21 protein-coding genes are annotated in these 18,951 nt (G+C 68.8%); 7 read left to right on the forward strand and 14 right to left on the reverse strand.

Annotation, left to right across the window (positions count from 1 at the left end):
• Positions 1-130: 130 nt before the first annotated feature.
• Entirely contained in the window at positions 131-718 is a 588-nt protein-coding gene (locus K3769_RS20880) for a helix-turn-helix domain-containing protein (protein WP_267027918.1), read from the reverse strand.
• A 191-nt stretch (positions 719-909) separates the two neighbouring features.
• Here K3769_RS20880 and K3769_RS20885 point away from each other — a divergent pair, with 191 nt between their 5' ends.
• Entirely contained in the window at positions 910-1,812 is a 903-nt protein-coding gene (locus tag K3769_RS20885) for a GNAT family N-acetyltransferase (protein ID WP_267027919.1), read from the forward strand.
• Here K3769_RS20885 and K3769_RS20890 read toward each other — a convergent pair.
• Positions 1,802-2,239 carry a hypothetical protein gene (locus K3769_RS20890; protein ID WP_267027920.1) on the reverse strand — a complete coding sequence of 146 codons (438 nt, stop codon included), beginning with the start codon at positions 2,237-2,239 and terminating at the stop codon, positions 1,802-1,804. The two genes, K3769_RS20885 and K3769_RS20890, sit on opposite strands and share 11 nt — an antisense overlap.
• 630 nt (positions 2,240-2,869) lie before the next feature.
• Between K3769_RS20890 and K3769_RS20895 the strand changes: the two genes are divergently transcribed.
• Positions 2,870-3,814, forward strand: a complete 945-nt coding sequence (locus tag K3769_RS20895) for a nitroreductase/quinone reductase family protein (protein WP_267027921.1) — start codon at positions 2,870-2,872, stop codon at positions 3,812-3,814.
• A gap of 27 nt (positions 3,815-3,841) precedes the next feature.
• Here K3769_RS20895 and K3769_RS20900 read toward each other — a convergent pair whose 3' ends face one another.
• On the reverse strand, positions 3,842-5,974 hold the full coding sequence (locus tag K3769_RS20900; RefSeq protein WP_267027922.1) for a HelD family protein: 2,133 nt from the start codon (positions 5,972-5,974) through the stop codon (positions 3,842-3,844).
• Between K3769_RS20900 and K3769_RS20905 the strand changes: the two genes are divergently transcribed.
• Positions 5,951-6,136: a hypothetical protein gene (locus K3769_RS20905; RefSeq protein WP_267027923.1), complete on the forward strand. Its 186-nt coding sequence runs from the start codon at positions 5,951-5,953 to the stop codon at positions 6,134-6,136. The genes K3769_RS20900 and K3769_RS20905 overlap by 24 nt on opposite strands.
• Before the next feature lie 47 nt (positions 6,137-6,183).
• On the opposite strand, the gene K3769_RS20910 is transcribed toward K3769_RS20905, so the two are convergent.
• The 5 genes from K3769_RS20910 to K3769_RS20930 form a co-directional block, all read right to left on the reverse strand.
• Positions 6,184-6,795, reverse strand: coding sequence for a TetR/AcrR family transcriptional regulator (locus K3769_RS20910; protein ID WP_267031474.1), 612 nt, complete (start codon positions 6,793-6,795; stop codon positions 6,184-6,186).
• 266 nt (positions 6,796-7,061) lie between these two features.
• Entirely contained in the window at positions 7,062-7,868 is an 807-nt protein-coding gene (locus K3769_RS20915; RefSeq protein ID WP_267027924.1) for a hypothetical protein, read from the reverse strand.
• Between the two features lie 122 nt (positions 7,869-7,990).
• Complete coding sequence (locus K3769_RS20920) at positions 7,991-10,138, reverse strand: aminoglycoside phosphotransferase family protein (RefSeq protein ID WP_267031475.1); 2,148 nt, start codon at positions 10,136-10,138, stop codon at positions 7,991-7,993.
• Positions 10,139-10,451: 313 nt separating this feature from the next.
• On the reverse strand, positions 10,452-11,159 hold the full coding sequence (locus K3769_RS20925) for an HAD family hydrolase (RefSeq protein WP_398567229.1): 708 nt from the start codon (positions 11,157-11,159) through the stop codon (positions 10,452-10,454).
• A 29-nt stretch (positions 11,160-11,188) separates the two neighbouring features.
• Positions 11,189-12,067, reverse strand: a complete 879-nt coding sequence (locus K3769_RS20930; protein ID WP_267027926.1) for a GntR family transcriptional regulator — start codon at positions 12,065-12,067, stop codon at positions 11,189-11,191.
• Positions 12,068-12,333: 266 nt separating this feature from the next.
• Here K3769_RS20930 and K3769_RS20935 point away from each other — a divergent pair, with 266 nt between their 5' ends.
• Positions 12,334-12,522: a hypothetical protein gene (locus tag K3769_RS20935; RefSeq protein ID WP_267027927.1), complete on the forward strand. Its 189-nt coding sequence runs from the start codon at positions 12,334-12,336 to the stop codon at positions 12,520-12,522.
• Here K3769_RS20935 and K3769_RS20940 read toward each other — a convergent pair.
• Positions 12,517-13,368 (reverse strand): winged helix-turn-helix domain-containing protein, encoded by an 852-nt coding sequence (locus tag K3769_RS20940; RefSeq protein WP_372514996.1) that lies wholly within the window; start codon positions 13,366-13,368, stop codon positions 12,517-12,519. The genes K3769_RS20935 and K3769_RS20940 overlap by 6 nt on opposite strands.
• Positions 13,369-13,633: 265 nt before the next feature.
• Between K3769_RS20940 and K3769_RS20945 the strand changes: the two genes are divergently transcribed.
• Positions 13,634-13,819 carry a hypothetical protein gene (locus tag K3769_RS20945; protein WP_267027929.1) on the forward strand — a complete coding sequence of 62 codons (186 nt, stop codon included), beginning with the start codon at positions 13,634-13,636 and terminating at the stop codon, positions 13,817-13,819.
• Between the two features lie 216 nt (positions 13,820-14,035).
• Here the strand turns inward: K3769_RS20945 and K3769_RS20950 are convergent, their stop codons facing one another.
• Complete coding sequence (locus K3769_RS20950; RefSeq protein WP_267027930.1) at positions 14,036-15,292, reverse strand: GNAT family N-acetyltransferase; 1,257 nt, start codon at positions 15,290-15,292, stop codon at positions 14,036-14,038.
• A gap of 129 nt (positions 15,293-15,421) precedes the next feature.
• Positions 15,422-15,964 carry an RsiG family protein gene (locus tag K3769_RS20955; protein ID WP_267027931.1) on the reverse strand — a complete coding sequence of 181 codons (543 nt, stop codon included), beginning with the start codon at positions 15,962-15,964 and terminating at the stop codon, positions 15,422-15,424.
• A gap of 19 nt (positions 15,965-15,983) precedes the next feature.
• On the opposite strand from K3769_RS20955, the gene K3769_RS40940 reads away from it, so the two are divergent.
• Entirely contained in the window at positions 15,984-16,121 is a 138-nt protein-coding gene (locus K3769_RS40940; protein WP_267027932.1) for a hypothetical protein, read from the forward strand.
• Between the two features lie 126 nt (positions 16,122-16,247).
• Positions 16,248-16,673, forward strand: a complete 426-nt coding sequence (dtd, locus tag K3769_RS20965; protein ID WP_267027933.1) for a D-aminoacyl-tRNA deacylase — start codon at positions 16,248-16,250, stop codon at positions 16,671-16,673.
• A 68-nt stretch (positions 16,674-16,741) separates the two neighbouring features.
• Here the strand turns inward: dtd and ygfZ are convergent, their stop codons facing one another.
• The 3 genes from ygfZ to K3769_RS20980 are packed head-to-tail and all read right to left on the reverse strand — an operon-like array spanning position 16,742 to position 18,893.
• Entirely contained in the window at positions 16,742-17,722 is a 981-nt protein-coding gene (gene ygfZ, locus K3769_RS20970) for a CAF17-like 4Fe-4S cluster assembly/insertion protein YgfZ (protein WP_267027934.1), read from the reverse strand.
• A gap of 34 nt (positions 17,723-17,756) precedes the next feature.
• Positions 17,757-18,302, reverse strand: coding sequence for a Fur family transcriptional regulator (locus K3769_RS20975; protein WP_267027935.1), 546 nt, complete (start codon positions 18,300-18,302; stop codon positions 17,757-17,759).
• Positions 18,303-18,317: 15 nt separating this feature from the next.
• Positions 18,318-18,893, reverse strand: coding sequence for a heme-binding beta-barrel domain-containing protein (locus K3769_RS20980; RefSeq protein WP_107015264.1), 576 nt, complete (start codon positions 18,891-18,893; stop codon positions 18,318-18,320).
• Between the last annotated feature and the right edge of the window lie 58 nt (positions 18,894-18,951).

Below are 18,951 nucleotides of genomic sequence, written 5' to 3' on the forward strand. Positions count from 1 at the left end.
CGCGTTGAGCGTGAGGGTGTGGTCTGTCTGTCGGTACTCTCCGCGGCCGGTCTGCCGGCCGGCCGACCGGCCGGTGGGCCTGCCCGAACGAGGCCGGGCATGCCGCACCCGGTCGTGGCGCCGGGCGAGGTCAGCTCGCGGAGGACTGCTGGTCCTTCGGGTCGTGCGGGTTGTGCGGGTTGTGCGGTTCGTGCTGATGCAGCGGGTCGAGCGGGTCGAGCGGGTCCTTCCGGGCGGCATCGCTGCCGTCGGCCGTGCGAGCGCTGTCGACTGCGGGGTCCCCGCCGTCCGTTACGCGCGTGACGGCTGACACGTCCGACACACTCGCCACGTCCGACGCCTCCAGAGCGTCCTCGACCGCCTTGATCTCGAACCCGTTCTCCTTGCGGAAGGACTCGTAGATCTGGAGCAGCACCTGCTTCTGCCGCTCGGTGAGCGTCGGGTCGGCGAGGATGACCGCACGCGTCTCCACCTCGTCCCGGTCACGCTCGGCGTCGAGGATCCCGGCCCGGACGTACAAGGTCTCGGCGGAGATCCGCAGGGCCTTGGCGACCTGCTGCAACACCTCCGCGCTCGGCTTGCGCAGCCCGCGCTCGATCTGGCTCAGATACGGATTGGACACCCCGGCGGCCTCGGCGAGCTGCCGCAGACTCAGCTGCGCGTTGCGCCGCTGGTCCCGCAGATACTCACCAAGATTGCCGACGTTGAGCGATGCCATGCGCCTAGCCTGCACCACACGCGCTAACTATTGCAAGCACATGCTTGCAAAAGTGCGCCACGCCACTACCGACCCGCTGAACCGCTAAACCGCCGAGCCGCCCCACCACGAGCCCGCCAACCCTCGACCCGCCCGATGGACGCCCCGCCCCGCCGCCCCGCCGCCCCGCCGACGACAAGGACTGCCCCCGTATGCGACCCGACGCCTGGTACCTCACCGAAGATGTCGACGAGTTCCTTGCCCGAGCCGGTGGTTTCCTGCGGTCGCGGCCCGGGCTGCACGTCATGCCGTTGACGTGGACCGCGCGGCTGCGGGCCCGTGGGGCTGCGGCTTTCGGGACCGAGCCACCCCTCTTCGGCCTGCTGGAGCAAGCCGGTGAGGCCCGCGCCGCCTTCTACCGTCTCCCGCCCCGCGGGCTGGTCCCCACCCCGCTCACACCCGAGCAGGCCGACGGCCTCGCCGCCCACCTGGCCGCCCTCGGACACTCCCTCCCCGCCGTCAGCGCGGACGACGGCACCGCCACCCTGTTCGCCGAGGCATGGCAGCGGCACACGGGCGCGACACCGGAGCTCCGTGACCTCCGGCTCGGGCTGTACCGCCTCGGCACGCTCACCCCGCCCGATCCGCACCCGGCGGGCCGGAGCCGTCTGCTGGGCGAGCAGGACCTCGACGAGGTCATGTACTGGTGCGGCGAGTTCGCCCGGGCCACCGGGGAGGACGTCACCATCGACGCCGCCTCCTGGGCCGGCACCCGCTACGCCGACAAGACCTACACGCTCTGGGAGACCCCGGACGGCACCCCCGTCTCCGTCGCGGGCATGAACCCCGTGATCGGCGGCCAGGTGCAGGTGGACGTCGTCTACACCCCGGCCGAGCTGCGCGGCCACGGGTACGCGGGTGCCGTCACGGCGGCGGTGAGCCGGGCCGCACTGTCCGCGGGCGCACGGGAGGTCGTCCTGTTCACGGACTGGGCCAACCCCACCAGCAACGCCCTCTACCAGCGTCTCGGCTACCGCCTGCTCACCAACTGGTCGGCGTACGACTTCACGAGGAGCATGAAGACACCGGCGGGTGCGCTGCCGCCTACCAGATGATGATTCCGCCCCCGACGGCCGACGCCCGCCTGGCCGCGTCCACGATGTTGTCGAGGCTGCGGCTCATGTCGTCGACGCGGCTCATGTCATCGGCGCGGCTCACGTCGTCGGCGCGGCTCACGTCGTCGGCGCGACTCACGTCGTCCGCGCGGCTCACGTCATCCGCGTGTCCGGCGATCCGCCCCAGATGCGTACGGATGAGGTCGCACTCAGCGAGGAAGGCGGGCACCTCGTCCGGTGCCACGGTGAGGTCTTCGGTGGCGAGGCGCGGAAGGAACCGCGCGCCCAGCGAACGGACCGGCTCCGACCCCCACACCTCGGTGCGCCAGTCCTCCCGGCCCGCCGCGTCGGAACATCCGGGCGGAACGTCCAGCACCTCGATGCCGCCCTCCGCACGGGGCACGTACACATCGACCGACAGACTCATGGCAAGGAGTCGACCACGGAGGGGTACCGGCGGTCCACCGGGCACCGGTCACGGCTCGACAAAAGAGCCTTCACGGCAACCCCCTTACTCGACCGCCATTGCCGGAACCGCATCGCCTGATCCGCATCGCCTGAACTGAATCGCCTGAGCTGAATTGTCCGAACGGCATTGCCTCGACGGCATCGCCTTGACGGCATTGCCTTGACGCGCGCTATCCCTTAGCATTTCCGCCGTGACTGCCGGGTCGGCCATGGGCCAGAAAACAGTAGGGTTCCCGGCCTCCGAGTGAGGCCCGGGCGGGCCAGAGGGCCGCCCCTTTACGCGTACGCGCACTCGCACTCGCACTCGCACCTAGTGCCGCAGCACGCTGCCACCGCACGTTGCCGCCGCACGTTGCGACCAAGTGCGCCTTCGCGCACGTATGCGCATCTCTCGTCGCGCGCCGCCACCATCCGCGCCGCGTCCGCGCTGCCCTGCGCCCAATTCACCTTCACCGCGGGTTCCGCCGTGCACGGTGCGCACCGTACGCACGGCGTGCACCGCGTGCAATTCACCCCGCGGCAATTCCCCATGCCCATTTCCGCGCCCAATTCCGCAACAGAACACGCGGAAACCAGTAGAGAGAAAAGAATGCCCAACGACTTCAACCAGCAGATCATCGAAGAATTCCGCGCCAACGCCGGGGAGGTCGGCGGCCCCTTCGAGGGCGCCCGGCTCATCCTCCTGACCACCACGGGAGCCCGTAGCGGGGAGCGGCACACCACCCCGGTCGCCTACTACGCCGACGGGGACGGAGACGTGCTGGTCATCGCCTCGGCCGGCGGCGCTCCGAAGCATCCCGACTGGTTCCGTAACCTCGTCGCGCATCCTCAAGTGACCGTCGAGAGCGGGGTGTTCACATACGAGGCCACCGCGGAGGTCCTGGAGGGCACGGCACGTGACGACGCGTTCGCCCGGGCGGTCGAGGCCGACCCCGGTTGGGCCGACTACCAGGCCAGGACCAGCCGGGTGATCCCGGTGGTCGTCCTCCACCAGATGCCGAGCGACGGCCCGCCGAACGTCAGCGCCTCCTCGATGGGCCAGTACGTGCGACTGATCCACGACGCCTTCCGTCGCGAACTCGCCCTGATCCGCAAGGAGATCGGCAACGCGGGCCCCGCACTCGGCGCCCAGCTCCGGATCAACTGCCTGACGTTCTGCCAGGGCCTGCACAACCACCACACCGGTGAGGACATCGGCATGTTCCCGTTCCTCGCCGACAGCCACCCGGACCTCGCCCCGGTCCTCGACCGTCTGCGCGAGGAACACGAGCGGATCGCCGAACTGACGGCGGAGTTGAAGCAGGTCATCGGCGCGGACCCGGCGGCGGCCACGGGCCCGGCGGACCCAGCGAGCCCTCAGCGCGTACGCGAGGAGGTCGAGCGTCTCACCGCGGCGCTGGAGGCTCATCTGACGTACGAGGAGGAGCAGTTGATTCCCGTACTGGACGCGCCGCCACGACCGGCACGACCGGCAGGGTCGACAGGAGCGACAGGGGCGACAGAGGCGACAGGGCCAGCAGGGTCGGCCCGCTGAAACAGCACCTGCCGCCACCCACTCGCATCACTCGAACGGCAGTGGCCGCGCGTGCACGACGTCCAGCCTGGACACGGCCCGCGTCAGCACGACGTACAACCGCCGCAACCCCCGCCCCGCATCCCCCTCCGCCACCTCCGCCCCTCCCCCGCTCCCTCCCCCGTGGCCCTCCGCGATCGCGGCCGGCTCCACGGCCACGACGTGGTCGTATTCGAGCCCTTTCGCGACACGGGCCCCCAACACCACTACTCGGGCGCCCAGTTGGTCAACGTCGGCCGCCTCGATCCCGGCGGCGGCCAGCGCCTCCCGAACCCGTACGACGTCGGCGTCGACGGTGACCACCCCGATGGACCCCTCGAACGTGAGCGCGCGGCGGACGCACCCGGCCGTCTCCCGCAGTACGTCCGAGGGGTCCGTCGGGCGGATCCGCAGCTCGCCGTCCTTGCGCAGGGACCGGCCCGGAGGCACTCCTACGTCGAGCCGGGCCAGCACGCGGTTCGCCAGTTCGACGACCGCCTCGGGCACCCGGAACCCGGTGGTCAACGGCACCACGGACGCCTCGGGCTTACCCAGGTGCGCGAGCAGTTCGCCCCACTCCCGCGCGGCCCACGGCGTGGTCCCCTGGGCGAGGTCGCCGAGGACCGTGACCGACCCGAAGGCGGCTCTCCGGCCGATCGCCCGGCACTCCATCGGCGACAGGTCCTGGGCTTCGTCGATGACCACGTGGCTGTAGCCGTCGGGGTGTTCGACCAGGCCCGCGACCTCGTCGAGCAGGACCAGATCGGCCGTGGACCAGCGGGCGGACTTCCACGACCGGGGCGACCGCCGTGACTGGGGCGACCGGGGCGACCGGGCCCACAGGATCGCCTTCTGCTCCTCCGCGTCCAGCACCCCGTCCGCCGCGGCGGCCAGTGCGTCCGGATCGCCGAGCAGTTCCGCGACGACCTCCTCCGGCCGCACTTTGGGCCACACCGCGTCGACGTACGCGCCGATGGGCCGCGCCCGCGAGATCTTCTGCAGCCAGGCACTGGACTGGACCCCGGCCCGCCGTTCAGCCTGCGCCTGTACGTGGCGGACGATCCGGGTCCGTACGCGCTCACGTCCGACGGCGTACGGCGGCTCCTCGGTCCGGACGCCCGCGACGATCCGTGCGAGTGCGCCGGCGGACACCCGCCAGTGGTACGAACCGTCGGGCACGGCGAGGCCACCAAGGCCCTCGGCCCCCGCCGGGTCCACCCGGGCGTACAGGGCGCGCCGCAGTACCCGCGCCATGCGGGCGTCGTGCTTGACGACGGCGGTGTCCTCGTCGTCCTCGGCCCGGACCGGGTGCCGGCCGATCTCGTCCCCGACCGTCGACTGCCGCACACCGGTCTCACCGAGCGCGGGCAGCACCTCCGAGATGTAGGAGAGGAAGGTGGGGTTCGGCCCGAGGATCAGCAGTCCGCCGCGCCGGATGCGCTGCGGATGGGTGTAGAGCAGGTACGCGGCGCGGTGCAGCCCGACGGCCGTCTTACCGGTGCCGGGGGCGCCCTGCACACAGACGGAGACGGCGAGACCGGCCCGTACGAGGTCGTCCTGGTCCGGCTGGATGGTCGCGGCGATGTCGCGCATCGGGCCGACGCGGGGGCGCTCGATCTCGCCGGCGAGGATGCGGCTCTCCTGGCCGGAGGCTTCCGGGCGCGCATCGTCCAGGTACTCGCCGTCAAGTCCCGCCAGATACTCGCCCTCAAGTCCCGCCGCATGCTTGCTCTCGGGCTCAAGTCCCGCCAGACACTCGTCCTCAAGTCCCGTGAGGTCGGACGAGTCCCCCCGGCTGCCCGGCGCCCAGCCGAACCGCCGCCGTACGTCCACACCCTGGGGACGGCGGGCGCTCGCCTGGTAGAAGGCGCGGGAGACGGGGGCGCGCCAGTCGACGACGAGGGGCGTGGCCGCGGGATGCTCGCTGATCCGGCGCCGGCCGATGTGATAGCTCTGCCCGGCGTGGTCACCGCCCGCCGGGTCCGTACGGAAGTCCAGCCGGCCGAAGAACAGCGGCCCCGCGGGCAGTTCCCGCATCTCCTTCGCGCGGCTGCGGAGCGCGTACCCGAGCACTTCGGCATCGGCGCCGGACGCGGATACGTCCTCTCCGGTGACGACGTGTTCCTGGGCGCCGTCGACCATCGCGGCCAGGGCGGTCCGGCAGAGGTCGTGGTGTCCGCGCTCACGGCGGAGGGCGGCGGCAAGGCTGCGATCGGGACCGGGACCGGGACCGGGATGGAGTCCAGGACCGGCATCGGCATCGGCATCGGCATCGGCATCGGGACCTGCATCGGCATCGACTGACGTCATTCGGGCAAGGGTACCGGAATGACGTAACCGAGTTACATTATTTACTCCATCTCGTAAGCGGGCAGACCCGCCGACAGCCTCGCGAAAGCGCCCTCGGCCGCCACGACGGCGTCCTGCCGCACCTTCGCGATGTCCGCACCCCCGGCGATCCGCCGCCAGTTGTCCATCGCGAGAATCCGCTGGACGGCGATGATCTGCCCGGCGGCGAGCCGCGCCTCCAGGTCGCCGCCGAGCGCGGCGGCCAGCGCGTCCTCGGAACGCTCCAGGTACTCGTACAGCCGGGCCACGAGCGACGGAGTCCCGTACAGCAGCCGGTGGAAGGCGAGGACCTGGGGATCGGCGTTGACCCCGGTCACCGGGTCGCTCCGTTCGATCCCGGCCAGGAAGTGCAGCCGCAGGGCGTCCGTCGCGGACTGCCCCGGCCCCCGTTCGCCGACCACTCGCGCAGCCTCGGCCTGATGATCGGCGAACCGATGCAGGACGAGGTCCTCCTTGGAGGAGAAGTACCGGAAGAGGGTCGGCTTGGAGATCTCGGCCGCGGCGGCGACCTCCGCGACGGAGACGCGCTCGAACCCCTTCTCCAGGAAGAGCGCGATGGCGATGTCGGAGACGTCCTGGTACATCCGCAGCTTCTTGCGCTCACGCAGTCCCATGGCGCGCGCGGCACCCACCGTGCCTCTCACACCGGACGCACCGCTCGCATCAGCCGCGCCCCACGCACCCGTCTCGCCCATGCCCCGAGACTACGCAGTTTCCGGACTCCCGCCCTCCCCTTGGCGTCAACCAAACTCCGAACGGAACCCGGCATCCGAGCCCGTGCTCCCTACTTGTCCACCGGGAGGGTAAGGGAGAGAGGTGTACGGCTCTTAGAGGGCGCGGTGACGATGGAGCTGCGGACTCGTAAGGCCGACAGCCTCGGTCAGGGTGCCGTCCCTCGACGCCAACTCGGTGTCGCCGCCAAACTCCAGAGATCGTCGAGATGCTTGTTCCATGTGTCGACGACGATCCATGAGTCCTCGCTGCTGCTACGGGCCCACACGTTGAGTTCCGTGTTGTACCCCTTGGGATCGTAGAACCCGGGGTCGGTGCTCCGCTGCACTGTTCGGGCGACCACGTCGTAGAGGCCGTGCAGCACCTGTTCCCGGTTGAAGATACAGATCTTGTCTCTTGGTATACCGGGGTAGAAACGGTACTCGCATTCCGCGGTCACCCGGCCCGCGACGGCGAGCCGCTCCGCGATCGCCGTCAGCCTCTGCTCGTACTGCTCGCACTTCGACTCCAACCCCCGACGGAAAACCGGATCGTCCACAGGCGCACCGTTCGGGCCCACGCGTGACGGGACGGTCATCGGCTGTCCGAAGTCCGGGATCAGAATGCGCACGGAGACGTGCCTCGTCGGCCCGGGATCGTCCAACAGACCTTCCAGTCGGTGATACAGCTCGTTATAGAGGGTCTCGCCCGTATAACCGAGAAACCGGATCTCCACCTCGCGGGCCCGGAACGCCTCGCTCACGAAGCTGCCCAGGTCCCGAGACTGGACGCGGACTTGTGGAGGCAACCTGAGCGACGCGGCCAACTCCCTCACCGAGTCGTACAGGACGTAGCCGACCAGGCTGAGCAGAGCGCCGCCGAGGGCCGCCTTGCCCTCCAGCGCCTCACCGACCGGCTTGACGAACTGCGCCGTCAACCCGATGGCAAAGATCCCTAGGAGCAGTGTGCGCGTCACGAGAGGTTCGAATCTCGCGTGGTACCGCTTCAGGCGGTCACCACCTCGCGCCGCAGGACCGCCCCGTACACCGGACATGGCCAGCCCTTCTCTTCTGAGGCCGGCCAGTCCGATGCACTGGTTCAAGGACCGGCGGACAACCCCACCTGTCTGGTGATGCCATGGTCCCCATTCGGCAGCGCACGGACAAGGTAGGGGTTCGACAGTTCATGCGGGGGCAGTCCGAGCGAGCCCTTCGCGGCCCGCAACGTCATCCCGTACGAGTTCACCGCACGGCTGACATTGGGGGCGTCGAGGCTGGCACCCGTGACCATGCGGTCGAGATCCACGTAGGCGGAGCGGATGTTCTCGATCCAGCGGTAGAGATGCCAATCCCGCTTCCAGTCCTTCGTGTGGGTGGCGGGGAGCGCGCTGCTCCAGCGCAGAAACATTCGGTCGCGGATCTCGGGCCGGTTCGGTGTGAGATGCATGTGCCGGACCATGTCGTACAGAGGGTCACCGACCAGCGCCATTTCCCAGTCAATGATGGTCAGCGCATACGCGTCGTCCCGGCGCACGAGATTCCAGGGGTTCAGGTCGCCGTGCAGCAGAGATGGCGAACGAGGTGTGACCTGGTGCCGGGACAAGATCTGCCCCAACCGGTTCGCGTCCGGCAGCCCCAGTACCCTCGCCAGTTGCTGGGACTCCTTGGGCAAGCTGTGTACAAGAGCGACGAGTTGGTCGCGGAGCCACTCGTAGAAGTACCCCTCCTGGGCCAACTCCGTGGCCGCCGGATCCACCGACGGCAGGTCAACCCTGGTGAGCGCGCAGATCTGGTCGACGAGACCGTCCGCCTCGTGAGGCAGGAGACCGTTCACCGGGTGGCTGGGCGGCTGGCTGCCGTCACCCGCACCCTCATAGGTATGGATGGCGAAAGGATCCCTGGTATGGCTTTCGCCCAAAGCAAGGACCCTTGGCGCCGTCACGGCGATCCCGGATCGTTCGATGGCCCCGAGGACGACGTGCTCGCTCAGGTATCCGCGTTCACGGCGACAGACCGACGCCACCTTGCGTCGCACCATGACCGGGAAATCGACGCCCGGCACCCGCACCACCGAGTTGAGATGAACCGTCCCCTTGAACACACGATCCGCCGGTGCCGCGCCTTCGGCGATCAGGGCGTCGAGTACGGACGAACGGGGAAAGTCGGGGCGCTCGGGGACTCGTTCGTCCGGCGTCCAGCTGTGGACCGTGTTCGTGCTGTGGCCGCCCGGACGACGATCGTGTCGGGATGCCTGCCATCGGACGAGAACTCGTTCGACCTCCGCCTCGTCCGGCACGCGACGGAGCCTGAGCGGTCCGGCCGCGGCTCGGAGAGCCCCGGTGACCGACGCGGTGGCCTGGTCCAGACGGTTCTGGTCGAGCGAGTACTCCAGCGATCTCGCTGCCCGCATCACATCCGGATAGACGGATTGCGCGCGTTCGAAAGCCACGTAGTGGCGGAGGTCTTTGGAGAGGCCGTTCGCGGCCATGGGCCGGGCGGCCTGCATGGCCACCGCCCAGGATTCGACGACCTCGTCCCACTGGAAATCCGGATACCGCATACGGACCAGATGCGTAGCCAGGTCGTGCAGGGGGTCACCGTAGGTCGCGAGTTCCCAGTCCACACAGATCAGTGGCGGATCACCCAGATACGTGACGATCACGTTGTCCCGGTGGAGGTCCGCGTGGCACAGGCTGGAAGGACGACGGACCATGGCGGGGGTGCGCTCCGCCAGGCGAACCAGGGCGTCCTCAGGGATGCCAAGTGCGGCGAACAGGCCTCCGAAGGCAGACCAATTGGGCTGCCGGATCTGCCGGTCGGCAAGATGCGCCAGCTTGCGCAGAAAAGCCTGACCGTCCTTGTCATTGGCTGGCCAGCCAGCGGGCAGTGAAGGTAGTGCTTCCCTGCGTACCTGGGACATCTGCGCCAGCAGCTCAGCCAAAGCACCGATCAGCATGCTGTCGACCGGCTTGCCGTTCGGACACACTGTGGAGAGCGGGACACCTTCCACATAGCTGTGGACGGCCGAACCGGGCCGCTGGGCCAGACACTGCGGTACGTGCGGCAAAACGCCACCGATGGCGGCAAGGATCTCCGACTCCCGCTCCCAGGTCCTGATGACCACCGGAACGACTTCGGGCCGACGGATCCGGACGGTCACTTTCGTCCCCGGCTCACGCCTCACGCCCTGCGCCATCGCCTCAGTCAGGGGCAGCACATAATTTTGGTTGTGGTGGCCGCCACTCATCACGCCGACTTGCTTCGCCTGTTCCACGAAATCGTCATAGTCGGCATCAGTGACATTTGGTTCACGCTGAGCACGCGTGGGAATCCGAGGTGTACCCACGGGCAACTCCTGTAACTGTGGTTGCGCTGACCCTAAACGTCGTTGAATACGTCTGTCGCGCCGTGTTCGTCTCAATGAGGTAAACGTCGAACATGGCTCCGAGGATGTGGGGCACCCCGCATCGGCCCCTCCCGGTCGGGCGAAGTCACTCCGCGAGCAGATTCCGAACAGAGCCGGACCAGGACGCCCTCTTCTTCCTGCTGACGCTCCAGCTTCAGGCCTGACCCCTCAAGGCCCGTAGCACCAGCTCCAGCGAACCCACCACGTGCTCGGCTCCGGCATCCCGCAGCAGTTTCTCTTTCTGACTGTTACGCGCGTAGCCGAGGAACTGGACGCCCGCCCTTTCCGCGGCCCGGTGGTCCGAGGGTGCGTCACCGATCATGAGGGTGGACCGCGGGGCGGCACCGAGGGCGTTCATGGCCCGGTTGAGGCAGTGCGGGTGCGGCTTGAGCTGCTCCAAGTCGTGCGTGCGTCCGTAGATGTTGGGCATGAAGCAGTCGGTCAGACCCCGGCCTTCCAGATAAGCGGCCGCTGTAAGGGGTGAGTTGTTGGTCGCCACCGCCAACCGCACGCCGATCGCACTCCAGGTCCGGACCAGCGGGTCGGCGAATTCAGTAGGCCAAGCGGAGGGCGCCGCTTTGAGTTCCTGCTGGGTGAGGCGGTCCTCCAGTTCGACCACGAGATCACTGTGTGGATGACGGCGGTTGACCGCGTACAGGACCGCCATCGGGTCGGGATGGACACGCTCCTTCTCTGTGAGGAGTTCACGCAGGCCCTGCTGCTCGAGCCATCTCACGAGGTCCTTGGCCACGTCCTCCGCCGAGTGCCCCGCGAAGAGCCGGCAGATCGGCCCGTCGAAGTCGAAAAGGACGAAACGGGCTTGCTCGATCAACGAGTAGAGGTTCTCTGTCTCTGCTGTCACCGGACCAGTCTGCTGCGTATCGGTAGTCACTAGGAGAGTGTCAGGTCCGTGGTGATGGTTTCCCAGAGCCCGTCGAACCACTTCTGGGACTCCTCCACGAACGCGGCGTCGCGCTGGCCCGACCTTGTCAGGAAGGAGAAGAGGAGGGATTCGGAGCCGAGGGCGTCGTACATCTCCAGGGTCTGGCTCTCGTACGGCTCCTCCCGCCGGGTCAGGACGTAGTAACCGATCAGCGCCTCCTGGCCGTTGAGGAGGTAGAGCTTCACGGGCGGGGTGAACGGCAGCGCGCGGAACGTGACCTTCACGTCGATGCCGTGCGAGGAGCGCAGGGAGCGGAGGTTGTGCCGCAGGACGTGCCCCTGGGCGTTGCGCATGTCCAGCCAGCGCTGGTGGACCGGGTCGTCGTCGGCGTCGCTGTCGACGGAGACGGGGAAGGCGAGGGTGATCTCCCGGGACGGCACCAGGATGCGGACGTCGAGCGACTCGGGGCGCAGGCTGCCCTCGTGGATCCGGCGGACCGGATCGCCGATGGCCAGCATCAGCGTCTCCGCCGTGTGGCAGACGACGTCGATCCGTACGTGCTGCGCGGCGAACGCCTCCACCAGCCGCGGCGCGAGGGCGACCATCGTCGGCTGGGGTTCGTCCCGCGGGTGGGTGACCTCGGCGATCCGGGGCGGGCTGCCCTTGCTGACGTTGCTGAGCAGGCCGTCGTCCTGGAGCGCGCGCAGGGCCTGGCGGACCGTGCCGCGCTCCACGCCGAACTCCTCGGCCAGCTCGGCCTGGGTGGGCAGGCGGTCGCCGGCGCGCAGGTCGCCCGCGCGGATGCGGTCCCGCAGGATGTCGGCGATCTCCTGCGGCGAGAGCCTTCTGCTGCCGTTCACTGCCACGTTCTCCTGGGTCACGACCAAACGCTACAACTTTGCCCCATCTAAGGGGAGTTGTTTGAAACTTGTTTTGAGATAGGCACCAACTGGGGATAAGTTAAGCACAGTTGGTTGCCAACTTGGCGAAGATGGCGGAAGTTCTCCCTCCTCTCGCACATAGTTGGCAACTGGGAAGGTTCTCCACCTCACCGCAGCGCCATCGCACTCCTCCCGCTCGACCGCTCAACGGCTCAACTGCTCGCCCGCACGGCCGCCCGCCCGCCCGCGCAAGACCCGAAGGAGGATCCACCATGCCCGCCCTAGCCCTTTTCTCCGCCCTCCTCGTCGTCGGATTCGAGCAGTTCGTCGAATGGCAGTACGGCCCCAGCGGCGCCGTCGGCCTGCTACTGCTCACGGTGGGTCTCAAGATGAAGAGCCCCACCTGCAGCTCGATCGGGGCCGTCGTCCTGGCGCTGATGTTCGCGGGCCCGGCCCTATGACGTGAGCACCAGCTCCGAGCTGATGGTCTCCCACAGCGCGTTGAACCACAGATGCGACTGCTCCACGAACGTCGTGGCCCGCAGCCCCTCCCCCTGCTCGAAGGCGAACAGCGTCGACTGGGTCCCCTCGGCGTCGTACGTCTCCAGGTACTCACTCTCGATCTCCGCCCCCCGCCGCGACAGCGTGTAGTAGGCGAAGAGCGCCTCCGCCTCGTTGAGCAGGTACAACTTCACCGGCGGGGTGAACGGCAGGGCCCTGAACATGATGTGTACGTCGATGCCGTGCGTCGCCCGCAACGCCAGCAGGTTGTGCTTGAGGACCTGGCCCTGTGCGTTGCGCTGGGCCAGCCACCGCCGCTGCACCCGCTCGTTGTCCTCCGTCGCGTCCACCGCCGACGGAAAGGCGAGGTCGATGTCACGGGACGGCAGGAGCACGCGGACGTCGATCCTGGCCGGTTTCAATCGGCCCTCGTGGATGAGACGCAGCGGTTCGCCCATCGCGAGCGTCAGGGAGACAGCCGTAAGACACAGAGCGTCTACTTCCACGTGGGGTGCCGAGAAGGCGGCCGTGATGCGCGGGGCCAGCGCCACCATGGTGGTCCGCGGTGGAGCCGCCGGCCCGGTCAGGCCCTTCTCCACGCCGTCCGCGACGGTCGCCGGGCTCCCCTTGGAGACATTGGCCAGCAGGCTCTCCGACTGCAGGATGCGCAGCGCCTGCCGTACGGTCCCGCGCTCGACTCCGAACTCGTCGGCCAGCCTGGCCTGGGTGGGCATGCGTTCTCCCGCCCGCAGCTCGCCCGACACGATCCGGCTGCGCAGCGCGTCGGCCACCTCTCGGTGTGACATCTGTGGCCGTTGTGCCCTCTTCCGCCCGTTGACGGCGGCATGTTCCGGGTCCACGGCCAAACACTACAACTTCGCGCCATCTTTGGGCAGTTAACGAGAAGGTGGTTATGAGACGCATCCAAGTGGAGATAACTTCATTGAAGTTGGTCACCAACTTGAGCAACATGGTCAGGCTTCCGGGGGGTTGGCCGCCAGAGTCGCAGCAGGCGATCAGGTGGATCGGTCCCGGCGGGGGTCCGCCTCCCCGTCCCGAAGGAGGGACCGCATGCCGCTCATCGCCATCCTCGTCGCCGCCCTCGCCATCGGCCTGGAGCAACTGATCCAGGTGAAGTACGGAGTGATGGGCGTCGTCGCCTTCGCCGCCCTCGCCATCGGTATCAAGGCCAAGAACTCAATGATCGGCGGCATCGGGGCCCTGATCCTCGTGATGCTGCTCGCCCAGTCCGGCTGACGGGGCCGCACCGCCCGTCAGTCCGGTCGACCGGGTTCCCTTCCGGAGGGGAGCCGGGAGCCCGGTCGGCCCGCACCACCGCACCACCGCACCACCGCACAACAACTGAATCGCTACGGATGAACAGCACGACAGCAGAAGGAAGGAAACAGAAGCAGAAACAGCAGCAGAGGAAACAGCAGAAGAAGAGGAAGCAGAAGAAGAGAAAGAAGGGGATCAGAAGATGTCCGGGCACCACGGTCGCCTGGACGTACGCAGCAGGGCGTCGGCCACCAGGGCGGCGCCCGCTCGTTCTTCCCGGACCCGGCCCAGCGCCACGAGCCGCACCGCGGACTCACCCCCGAGCCACAGCTCCGCCAACTCCCCCACACCCAAGGTCAGTTCGGCGGTTTCGGTGGTCCGGACACAGTCGGCGCCCTCGGGCGAGGCATCCAGCCGGTACCGCCCCCCGGCCATCCCCTGCCCGTCGGTCACCTCCAGGACCAGCGCGCCGGCCGCCCCGTACGTCCGCGCCTCCAGGGCCGCCACGACGTCCAGGATGCGTACCCACAGCCAGTCGGCCTGCGAGGTGATCGCCGCCGCGCGCGGGTCCGGCAGCAGATGCGGCAGCAGATCGTCCGGTGCCCGCCGGCCCGTCCTGACCCGCGTGACCCAGTCGATCGAGCAGACGTAGCGCCACAGAGCGCGCTCGGCGGCCGGCGTGACGGCGATCAGGTCCGTGACCTTCGCGGTCTGGAGCGGCTGCTTCGCGTCCCCCCAGTGGTCGTCCACGGTGTACGAGAGCAGGCCCTCGACCTCTCCCCCCGCACCGCGGTACACGGCGTGGAAGGGGTCGGTCGACGGGACCCGGTCCAGCACCAGCGCACCGGTGGCGATCCGCCACCACCGCTCATTGCGGTCGACCGCGCCCGGCTGCGCCCGCCGGAAGCGCTCGTACAGCTCCGGCCCGGCCTTGCGTACGTCGTCGCCGTCCACCAGATCGACCCGGCCGCCGCCGTCGGGGCCGGCCAGGCGGGGATCGAGCCCCGCCCGCGGGACGTCGATCGTCCACTCGGCGGTCGTCGTGGCCGCCCCGAACCCGTACCGTCCGTAGATCGGGTACTCCGCGGCGATCAGCGTCGCCACGACATCCCCGCGCTCCTCGGCGGCGGCCAGTTCCCGGTTCATCATCCGCGTCAGGATGCCCCGCCTGCGGTGCGTCGAGGTCACGGTCACGTTCGTGATCGCGTCGGCCCGCACGGCGGCGCCGCCCACCGCCGTGATCTCCTGCTCGAACGACCGGAAGGTCCCCACGCACCGCTCGCCGTCGAAGGCCCCCACCGTCCGTTCGGGCACGAGGTAGGTGCGACGGTCCTCGATCTCGGCCTCCGACACGCTGGGCGGTCGCAGGAACCCGGTGTTCATCGCACGGATCCACTCCGGGAACCCGTCGTCACGGATGGCGCGTACATCGATGTGCTGGTGCGGACTCATGCGCTCACGCTAGGCATCCGGCCCGGAACTGTCGTCCGGATTTCCGCGCCGGCTGCCGGCTACCGGCTACCGGCTACCGGCCACCAGCTACCGGCCACCAGCTACCGGCCACCAGCTACCGGCCACCAGCTACAGGAGCAGGTCGTCGACCTGGGCCTCGCCCTCGCGGTATCGGCGGGCGATCTCCGCGCTGCAGTCGTCCGCGGTCCGCTGCAACTGCTGCCGACGCCGCGACACCTGCTGCTCGTAGCGCACGAGCCGCCCCATCGCGGCGCTCAGCTCAAGATCCGTACGCGCCTCCAGATCGGACAGCTCGACCTCGGAGAGCATCTCGGCGGCCAGCAGCCGGTACTCCTCGCTGTACGGCGTCCCCACGGTCACGTGCCGCGCCGAGGAGCGGTGCCGGGCGGGTCCGTCCGTCAGGATCTCCGACAGCCGCGCGACGACCGACGCCTCACCGAGGGCCGGCAGCCCGCGGCCGTCGTCCCGGTCCTGCCGGGGCGCTTCCGTACGCCGTCCCACCTCGGCCCGCAGGATGTCGATCCGCCCCTGCAACAGCCGCCGTACGTAACTCAGATCGGCCTCGTCCCGCTGCGCGTCCCTGCGCAGGCCGCGCAGTTCGGTCAGGCGCAGGACGCCCAGTTCGGGTGCGGGGGGCGCGGTCTCCGGCATCGGACTGACCCTTCGCTGAGTGGGCGGACGCACCGCTGGGACCAACGGCGGCGACAACGACGGCGGCTCCCCCCGGATCAGCGATACGAACCCGGGTGACTGCCCCGTACTCGGTGTGCTCATGTGCCTCAACCGTCCCCTCGACCGGCGCGTGTGAGCATCGTGCCACCCCAAGTGGCCGCTATGTGACCGAGTGCCCCCGATCGGCCCCAGATGGACTGTTAAGGATCAATAAGAAAGCCCCCGTACGGAGGCAGGCCGGGCGCACGGCATGATGGATCCCATGCGTGCGGTGGTGCAGAGGGTGGACGGCGCGAGCGTCGTCGTGGACGGTGAGACGGTCGGGGAGATCGACGGCGAGGGACTGTGCGTCCTCGTCGGGGTGACCCACGAGGACACGAAGGAGAAGGCGGCCCAACTGGCCCGCAAACTCTGGTCCGTACGGATGCTGTCCGACGAGAAATCGTGCTCCGACCTGGACGCGCCGCTGCTCGTCATCAGCCAGTTCACCCTCTACGGGGACGCCCGCAAGGGGCGGCGCCCCACCTGGAACGCGGCGGCCCCCGGCGACGTGGCCGAGCCCCTCGTGGACGAGGTCGTGGCCCAACTCCGTTCGCTGGGCGCGACGGTGGCCACGGGCAGGTTCGGCGCGAAGATGCGCGTCTCACTGACGAACGACGGCCCGTTCACGCTACTGATCGACATGTGATGACAGTCGTGTGAAGACAGTCGTGTGATGACTGTCGTGTGATGACTGTCGTGTGAAGCCCGGTCGGCCTACGGCTCGACCACGACCTCCTGGGCGGCGGCCGTCTCGTCGGCCGTCAGCCGGGCGTCGAGGGGCACGTTCCGCTTGACGAGGGCCAGGGCGATCGGGCCCAGCTCGTGGTGGCGTACGGACGTCGTGATGAAACCGATCTTGCGGCCCTCCGCGCCCTCGTCCGCGAGGCGCAGCTCCGTGCCGTGCGGCGGCAGATGGACCTCGCTGCCGTCCAGGTGCAGGAAGACGAGCCTGCGCGGCGGCTTGCCCAGGTTCTGGACGCGGGCGACGGTCTCCTGGCCGCGGTAGCAGCCCTTCTGCAGATGGACCGCGCTGCCGATCCAGCCCAGCTCGTGCGGGATGGTCCGGTGATCGGTCTCGAAACCGAGCCGCGGCCGGTGCTGCTCGACGCGCAGGGCCTCGTAGGCGAGCAGCCCGACGGCGGGCCCGGCCGCACCCGCGGTCCCGTCCCCGGCGAAGGACTCCAGGTCCGCGCGCGGCAGGAAGAGATCCCGCCCGTACGAGGTCTCGCGGACGACGACACCCTCGGGGACCTCGGCGATGGAACCGGCGGGCAGATGCACGACCGCGAGGTCTCCGGTGCGGTCGGCGACCTCGACCCGGTAGAAGAACTTCATCGACTCCAGGTACGCGATCAGCGCGTCCTGCGTGCCGGGCTCGACGTGCGCCCAGGTCGTCGTGCCGTCGTCGACGAGATACAGCGCGTGCTCGACATGGCCGTTCGCGGAGAGGATCAGCGCCTCGGTGGCCCGGCCCGCCGGGAGATCGCTGACGTGCTGGGTGAGCAGCAGATGCAGCCAGCTCAGCCGGTCCGAACCGGTGACGGCGACCACCCCGCGGTGCGAGAGGTCCACGAAACCGGTGCCGTCGGCGAGGGCACGCTGCTCGCGGAACAGGTCGCCGTAGTGGGCGGCTACGCCTTCGTCCACTCCCTCGGCGGGAACGGCACCGGGCAGGGACAGCAGAGGGCTCTTCATATCCACACAGCCTACGACCCGGTACCGGCCGATTTTATTTCCCGGCGGGGCCCGTACCGGTGCGCGTGCCCGTATCGGTACGGGCACCGCTACCCGTATCGGTACCGGTACCGGCCTTCGCCGCGCACTCTTCGCAGCGGCCGAAGATCGCGAAGTGCTTCATGTCGGTGACGAAGCCGAAGGTCTCGCGCAGCTTGGCCGTGAAGTCGGCGGCCACCTCGACGTCCGCCTCGATGACGTTCGTGCAGTCACGGCAGACGAGGTGGAGGTGATGGTGCCGGTCCGCGAGGTGGTACGTGGGCGCGCCGTGACCCAGATGCGCGTGCGAGACCAGCTTGAGCTCCTCCAGGAGCTCAAGGGTGCGGTACACCGTGGAGATGTTGACCCCCGACGCCGTCTTCCGCACTTCCACGAGGATGTCGTCGGGAGTCGCGTGCTCCAGGGTGTCCACCGCTTCGAGCACGAGCTGCCGCTGAGGCGTGAGCCGGTAGCCACGCTGCCGCAGATCGCTCTTCCAGTCGGCGCCCGCACCCGTCGTGTCCGCGCCCGTGCCTTCGGTGCTGCTTCCAGTGCTCACCACACCGGAAGTCTAGGACTACTTGAAGAAGGCGATGCCGTCGTCCGGCATGTCGTCCGGGAGAGCCTTCGCCCAGCGCTCCACGTCGTCGGGGCTGACGACCTTCTTGAGCTGCGCCGACATGTACGGGCGGAGCGGGACCTCGGGGGTCTGCTTCTCGCCGACCCACATGAGGTCGCTCTTCACATAGCCGTACAGACGCTTGCCGCCGTTGTACGGGCCCGAGGCGGCCGTGCGCGCCACCGCGTCCGTGACCAGGTCGATCTGCGGCTTCTTGGCGGCCAGGTCGCCGTACCAGATCTCCACCACGCCGTCGTCGCGGACCATCACGACCTCGACCTTGCGGTCCTTGTCGATGCGCCAGAAGCCCGACTCGGACTCCAGCGGGCGCACCTTGTTGCCCTCGGAGTCGAGGACCCAGGTGTGCGAGTGGTATTCGAGGAAGTCCCGGCCGTCGTGGGTGAAGCTGACCTCCTGGCCGAAGTTGCACTTCTCGGCGCCGGGGAAGTCGTGAACACCCGCGCCGGTCCACTCACCGAGCAGGAAGACGAGGGGGACGAGGTCCTTGTGCAGGTCGGACGGGATCTCGATCATGAGGTCGGCAGTTCCTTGATGGGGGTCAGCGCTGGCCCTGGTACAGCTTCTTCACGGC

Origin of the sequence: Streptomyces ortus, from assembly GCF_026341275.1 — a bacterium.
GTDB lineage: Bacteria > Actinomycetota > Actinomycetes > Streptomycetales > Streptomycetaceae > Streptomyces > Streptomyces ortus.

What these genes read in the sequence shown, in the direction of transcription:
- K3769_RS20880 (WP_267027918.1), bottom strand. Translation starts at nt 718, where the DNA reads ATGGCATCGCTCAACGTCGGCAATCTTGGTGAGTATCTGCGGGACCAG.
- K3769_RS20885 (WP_267027919.1), top strand. Translation starts at nt 910, where the DNA reads ATGCGACCCGACGCCTGGTACCTCACCGAAGATGTCGACGAGTTCCTT.
- K3769_RS20890 (WP_267027920.1), bottom strand. Translation starts at nt 2,239, where the DNA reads ATGAGTCTGTCGGTCGATGTGTACGTGCCCCGTGCGGAGGGCGGCATC.
- K3769_RS20895 (WP_267027921.1), top strand. Translation starts at nt 2,870, where the DNA reads ATGCCCAACGACTTCAACCAGCAGATCATCGAAGAATTCCGCGCCAAC.
- K3769_RS20900 (WP_267027922.1), bottom strand. Translation starts at nt 5,974, where the DNA reads ATGGTCGACGGCGCCCAGGAACACGTCGTCACCGGAGAGGACGTATCC.
- K3769_RS20910 (WP_267031474.1), bottom strand. Translation starts at nt 6,795, where the DNA reads ATGGGACTGCGTGAGCGCAAGAAGCTGCGGATGTACCAGGACGTCTCC.
- K3769_RS20920 (WP_267031475.1), bottom strand. Translation starts at nt 10,138, where the DNA reads ATGAGTGGCGGCCACCACAACCAAAATTATGTGCTGCCCCTGACTGAG.
- K3769_RS20935 (WP_267027927.1), top strand. Translation starts at nt 12,334, where the DNA reads ATGCCCGCCCTAGCCCTTTTCTCCGCCCTCCTCGTCGTCGGATTCGAG.
- K3769_RS20940 (WP_372514996.1), bottom strand. Translation starts at nt 13,368, where the DNA reads ATGTCACACCGAGAGGTGGCCGACGCGCTGCGCAGCCGGATCGTGTCG.
- K3769_RS20945 (WP_267027929.1), top strand. Translation starts at nt 13,634, where the DNA reads ATGCCGCTCATCGCCATCCTCGTCGCCGCCCTCGCCATCGGCCTGGAG.
- K3769_RS20950 (WP_267027930.1), bottom strand. Translation starts at nt 15,292, where the DNA reads ATGAGTCCGCACCAGCACATCGATGTACGCGCCATCCGTGACGACGGG.
- K3769_RS20955 (WP_267027931.1), bottom strand. Translation starts at nt 15,964, where the DNA reads ATGCCGGAGACCGCGCCCCCCGCACCCGAACTGGGCGTCCTGCGCCTG.
- dtd (WP_267027933.1), top strand. Translation starts at nt 16,248, where the DNA reads ATGCGTGCGGTGGTGCAGAGGGTGGACGGCGCGAGCGTCGTCGTGGAC.
- ygfZ (WP_267027934.1), bottom strand. Translation starts at nt 17,722, where the DNA reads ATGAAGAGCCCTCTGCTGTCCCTGCCCGGTGCCGTTCCCGCCGAGGGA.
- K3769_RS20980 (WP_107015264.1), bottom strand. Translation starts at nt 18,893, where the DNA reads ATGATCGAGATCCCGTCCGACCTGCACAAGGACCTCGTCCCCCTCGTC.